A 5223-nucleotide genomic window follows, 5' to 3' on the forward strand; every position below is an offset into this window, starting at 1 on the left:
AGCGGTCGCGGCCCGCGGTTGCCCCGCGGCCGGCTTCGGGTCGCTGTCCGGCGGCGTCCACGACCAGCCCTCGGGCGCGTACTCCCCGTACTGAGGAGCCTGCCGCGCGGTCGGGGCGGTCTGAGGGGCCTGCGCCGGTTGATCCGTCGGAGCAGTCGGTGTCGCCTGCTCCGCGGTGCCGTCCTGCCGATCCGGCATCAGGCGCTCACCGAGTTCCCTGCAGAACCGAGCTGCTGGGCGGCCTCGACCACGCGCGCGGCCATACCTGCCTCTGCGGCCCGGCCCCAGGCGCGCGGATCGTACTGCTTCTTGTTGCCGACCTCGCCGTCGATCTTGAGCACGCCGTCGTAGTTTTTCAGGATGAAGTCCGCCGCCGGCCGGGTGAACGCGTACTGCGTGTCAGTGTCGATGTTCATCTTGATCACGCCGTTGCGCACGGCCTCGGCGATCTCCTCCGAGGAGGATCCCGATCCGCCGTGGAAGACGAGATCCAGGGGCTTCTCACCCGTGCCGTACCGCTCGGCGAGACCCGCCTGGATCTCGGCCAGCAACTCGGGCCGCAGCTTGACGCCGCCCGGCTTGTAGACGCCGTGCACGTTGCCGAAGGTGAGCGCTGTGAGGTACCGGCCGCGTTCGCCGAATCCTAGCGCCTCGACCGTCGCGACGGCATCGTCGAGGGTGGTGTAGAGCTGGTCGTTGGTGACCTCGTGCGCGATGCCGTCCTCCTCGCCGCCGACGACCCCGATCTCGACCTCGAGGATCACGCCGATGGCGGCCATGCGCGGCAGCAGATCCTTCGCGATCTCGAGGTTCTCGGCGAGCGGCACGGCCGAACCGTCCCACATGTGCGACTGGAAGTAGGGCAGCCCGCCGCCTGCGACGCGCTCCTCGCTCGCGGCGAGCAGGGGCAGCACGAAGCTGTCGAGATGCTCCTTCGGGCAGTGGTCGGTGTGCAGCGCGACCGTTACGTCGTAGGCCTTCGCGACCTCCTCGGCGAACTTCGCGAAGGCGATCGCGCCGCCGGCGCGGTTCGTCACGGTGCTCCCGGCCAGGTAGTCGGCGCCGCCGAAGCTCACCTGCAGGATCCCGTCGCTGCCGGCCTCCGCGAATCCCCGGATCGCCGCGGTCAGCGTCTGCGAGCTCGAGACGTTGATGGCGGGGAAGGCGTAGCCGCCCGACTTGGCGGCGTCGATCATGGCGGCGTACTGGTCGGGGGTGGCGACGGGCATGAAGGCTCCATTCGATGAGGGATACCGGATCGTCCATAAGTCTAGGCCGTGCCGCTGAGCGGTAGGCTTGCAGGCATGAACGCATCCCACACCCTCGGCGACTGGCAGCCCGACCGCAACCTCGCGATGGAGCTCGTGCGCGCGACCGAGGCGGCGGCGATCCGGGCCACGCCATGGGTCGGTCGCGGCGACAAGAACGCTGCCGACGGGGCGGCCGTCGACGCGATGCGCCGCTTCCTCTCCACTGTCGCGATGCGGGGCACCGTGGTGATCGGCGAGGGCGAGAAGGACGACGCGCCCTGGCTCTACAACGGCGAGCAGGTCGGCAACGGCGAGGGCGCCGAATGCGACGTCGCCGTCGATCCCATCGACGGCACCCGTCTGACCGCGGAGGGCCGCCCCGGCGCGCTCTCGGTCATCGCGGTCGCCGACCGCGGCAGCATGTACGACCCGTCGGCCGTCTTCTACATGGACAAGCTGGTCTGCGGCCCTGAGGGCGTGGGCATCGTCGACATCGAGCGCCCGATCGGCGAGAACATCCGCGCGCTCGCCCGGGCCAAGCGCGTCGACGTCAGCGACATCCGGGTCGCCGTGCTGGATCGCCCCCGACACGACCAGCTGATCGCCGACATCCGCGATGCGGGCGCCGGGACGCGCCTGATCATGGACGGCGACGTCGCCGCCGGTGTGAACGCGGCGCAGTGGGATTCGCGGGTGGATCTCGCCGTCGGCGTCGGCGGAACCCCCGAGGGCATCATCACCGCCTGCGCGGTGAAGGCGCTCGGCGGTGTGATCCAGGGCAAGTTGTGGCCGAAGGACGACGAGGAGCGCGAGCAGGCGCTCGCCGCCGGGCACGACCTCGACCGGGTGCTGCACGCGAACGACCTCGTCGCGAGTGACAACGCGTACTTCGTCGCGACCGGCATCACCTCGGCCGACTTCCTCGACGGCGTGCAGCGGCGCGGTCCGTTCCTGCGTTCGGAGAGCGTCGTCATGCGCGCCTATTCGGGCACGATCCGGCGCGTCATCACCGACCAGCGTCCGCAGCGCTGGGACTGAGGCCGCTGCCGCTGCCGGGCTGCCGGCGGGCCTGCGCCGAGCTCTGAAGGCCGTCTCCACGAGCCCGTTTCCACGGGCCGGTGGATCGAGCCGACGAGTCCGAAGGCCGGGCCGAAACGACTGAGCTACAGCTTGAGCGGGATCGCGGTGAGGCGCTGCAGTCGCAGACCGGTCGCCCGGGCGAGCGCTGGGAGATCCGCCGCCCGGTGCCGGCGCGCGGCGTCGACGATGATCGCCGCGCAGGCCTCGGCGTCGGCGAGCGCCTCGTGGTGCGCGAACTCGCCGAAACCCGCCGCCGCCGCCGAGAGCGGGAGGCGGTGCGATGGGATGTCGTACGTCTTGCGCGAGACCTGCACACTGCAGAGGTAGCGCAGCTTCGGCGTCGGGGTGATGGTCTCGGCGCAGGCGGCGCGGATCACGCCCATGTCGAAGCCGGCGTTGTGCGCGATCGCAACGTCGCGTCCGATGAACTCGCGCAGCCGGTCGAGCTGCCCCGCCCAGTCGTCAGCCTCGGCGACCATCTCGGGCGTGATCCCGTGGATCTTGATGTTGAACGGCAGGAACTCGGCATGCGCGGCCGGCGGGCGGATCAGCCAGTCGTCGCGTTCCACGACGACCCCGTCGCGGACCTTGACGAGTCCCACCGCGCACGCCGACGAAGGATGGCTGTTGGCGGTCTCGAAGTCGATCGCGGTGAAGTCCACTGGCACGCATCTACCTTGGCACACGCCACCGACACGGCATCCACACGGCATCGTCGCGCCGGCACTGTCTCGCTGGCACTGTCTCGCTGGCGCTGCCTCGACTGCCCCGTCTCGACAATCCCGTCTCGCCGGCGCTGTCTCGGCCGGGGCGTGCGCGCCGGCCGGCCCGCCAGCGCTTCAGCCGTCCGCTCGAAGCAGAACCGCACCGATCTGCAGGATCGCACACGCAATACTCTGCAACCCTGTGCGATTCTGCAGATCGGTGCGATCCTGCATCCGCTCGGTCCGGCCGAGGGCCGCCGAGCGCCCGATCAGCCCGATCCGGCCAGTAGACTTGACCCTCGTGGCTTTGACTATCGGAATCGTGGGGCTGCCGAACGTCGGCAAGTCGACCCTCTTCAACGCGCTCACCCAGAACGACGCGCTGGCGGCGAACTACCCGTTCGCCACCATCGAGCCGAACGTGGGCGTGGTGAACCTGCCCGACGCTCGGCTCGACGCGCTCGCCGAGATCTTCGGGAGCGAGCGGATCCTGCCCGCCCCGGTGAGCTTCGTCGACATCGCCGGCATCGTGCGCGGCGCCAGCGAGGGTGAGGGACTGGGCAACCAGTTCCTCGCGAACATCCGCGAGGCCGACGCGATCGCGCAGGTGGTGCGCGGGTTCAGCGACCCCGATGTGGTGCATGTCGACGGCGCGGTGAACCCCGCGAGCGACATGGAGACGATCAACACCGAGCTGATCATCGCCGACATGCAGACCCTCGACAAGGCGCTCGTGCGCTTCGAGAAGGAACTGAAGAACCGCAAGATCGACGCCTCCGTCGTCGAGACCGCGAAGGCCGCTCGGGCCTCGCTCGACGAGGGCAAGGTGCTCTCGCACGCGGGTATCGACCTCGAGCCGATCAAGGAACTGGGGCTGCTCACCGCGAAGCCCTTCCTCTACGTCTTCAACGTCGACGAGGCGGTGCTGCAGGATCGCGCGAAGCTCGACGAGCTCTCGGCGCTCGTTGCGCCGGCGAAGGCGATCTTCCTCGACGCCAAGATCGAGAGCGAGCTCATCGAACTCGATCCTGCCGACGCGAAGGAGCTGCTCGAGTCCATCGGCCAGGAGGAGAGCGGGCTGGATCAGCTCGCCCGGATCGGCTTCGACACGCTCGGCCTGCAGACCTACCTCACCGCCGGCCCCAAGGAGGCCCGCGCGTGGACGATCAAGAAGGGCTCGACCGCGCCGCAGGCCGCCGGTGTGATCCATACCGACTTCGAAAAGGGCTTCATCAAGGGCGAGATCATCTCGTTCGCCGACCTGGTCGAGTGCGGCTCGGTCGCAGAGGCCCGCGCGAAGGGCAAGGCCCGCATGGAGGGCAAGGACTACGTGATGCAGGACGGCGACGTCTGCGAGTGGCGGTTCAACGTCTAGCGCCATCGACGCATTCCGTTGCGCACGCGGCTTGCGGTCGGATCGTTCGCCGATCGAAGACGTGCAGATCGTGGACCATCGCTGAGGCGGGCGTGAGCCTCCGGCCTCAGGCGAGCTCCTCGGCGAGCCCGATGAGGATCCCCTCGGGCCCGCGGACGTAGCAGAACCGGTACGCGTCCTCGTACCGCACCACCTCGCCGCCGACGATCTCGGCGCCGTGCGCACGGAGGCGATCGAGCGTCTCGTCGAGGTCGTCCACCGCGAACATCACGCGCAGGTACCCCAGGGCGTTCACCGGCGCCTGCCGGTGGTCGGCGACGACCGCCGGCTCGAGGAAGCGCGACAGCTCGAGCCGCCCGTACCCGTCGGGCGTGCGCATCATCGCGATCTCGACGCGCTGATCGCCGAGACCGGTCACGCGTCCCGCCCATTCGCCCTCGACCGCGGAACGTCCTTCGAGCTCGAGCCCGAGCTCGCGGAAGAACTCGATCGCCGCTCCGAGATCCTCGACGACGATGCCGACGTTGTCCATCCTGACCGCCATGCGGTCATTCTAGAGAGGTGCGCCGCGCTGCGCGCGTGATCGGCCCGGGCAGGGCCGCGCCGCCTCCGCCGGGATCTGATTGACTGAGCGCATGAACGTCGTCGCAGCACTCTGCGCCACCACGATCCTCGGTGCCCTCGCCGTGTTCCAGCTCGCGCTGGCGTTCGGTGCGCCGGCCGGCAGATTCGCCTGGGGCGGCCGGCACCGCGTGCTCCCCACCGGTCTGCGCGTCGGCAGCGGGCTCTCGATCCTGCTCTACGCCGGGCTCGC

General features: G+C 69.7%; 5 protein-coding genes. 2 read left to right on the forward strand and 3 right to left on the reverse strand.

The genetic code is table 11. The features are described 5' to 3' along the window. Positions 1 to 197: 197 nt before the first annotated feature. Positions 198 to 1229 (reverse strand): class II fructose-bisphosphate aldolase, encoded by a 1032-nt coding sequence (fbaA, locus tag ACFPZL_RS09685; RefSeq protein WP_218114456.1) that lies wholly within the window; start codon positions 1227 to 1229, stop codon positions 198 to 200. 75 nt (positions 1230 to 1304) lie between these two features. Between fbaA and glpX the strand changes: the two genes are divergently transcribed. Next, positions 1305 to 2288, forward strand: a complete 984-nt coding sequence (gene glpX, locus ACFPZL_RS09690; RefSeq protein WP_218114457.1) for a class II fructose-bisphosphatase — start codon at positions 1305 to 1307, stop codon at positions 2286 to 2288. Positions 2289 to 2413: 125 nt separating this feature from the next. On the opposite strand, the gene ACFPZL_RS09695 is transcribed toward glpX, so the two are convergent. Continuing rightward, complete coding sequence (locus ACFPZL_RS09695; protein ID WP_218114458.1) at positions 2414 to 2998, reverse strand: exonuclease domain-containing protein; 585 nt, start codon at positions 2996 to 2998, stop codon at positions 2414 to 2416. Between the two features lie 337 nt (positions 2999 to 3335). Between ACFPZL_RS09695 and ychF the strand changes: the two genes are divergently transcribed. After that, positions 3336 to 4409, forward strand: a complete 1074-nt coding sequence (ychF, locus tag ACFPZL_RS09700) for a redox-regulated ATPase YchF (protein ID WP_218114459.1) — start codon at positions 3336 to 3338, stop codon at positions 4407 to 4409. A gap of 106 nt (positions 4410 to 4515) precedes the next feature. Here the strand turns inward: ychF and ACFPZL_RS09705 are convergent, their stop codons facing one another. Next, positions 4516 to 4953 (reverse strand): VOC family protein, encoded by a 438-nt coding sequence (locus tag ACFPZL_RS09705; protein ID WP_218114460.1) that lies wholly within the window; start codon positions 4951 to 4953, stop codon positions 4516 to 4518. Positions 4954 to 5223: the final 270 nt, after the last annotated feature.

The sequence above is a fragment of the Leucobacter soli genome (assembly GCF_042659205.1).
Classification (GTDB): Bacteria; Actinomycetota; Actinomycetes; order Actinomycetales; family Microbacteriaceae; genus Leucobacter; species Leucobacter soli.

What these genes read in the sequence shown, in the direction of transcription:
- glpX (WP_218114457.1), top strand. Translation starts at nt 1,305, where the DNA reads ATGAACGCATCCCACACCCTCGGCGACTGGCAGCCCGACCGCAACCTC.
- fbaA (WP_218114456.1), bottom strand. Translation starts at nt 1,229, where the DNA reads ATGCCCGTCGCCACCCCCGACCAGTACGCCGCCATGATCGACGCCGCC.
- ACFPZL_RS09705 (WP_218114460.1), bottom strand. Translation starts at nt 4,953, where the DNA reads ATGGCGGTCAGGATGGACAACGTCGGCATCGTCGTCGAGGATCTCGGA.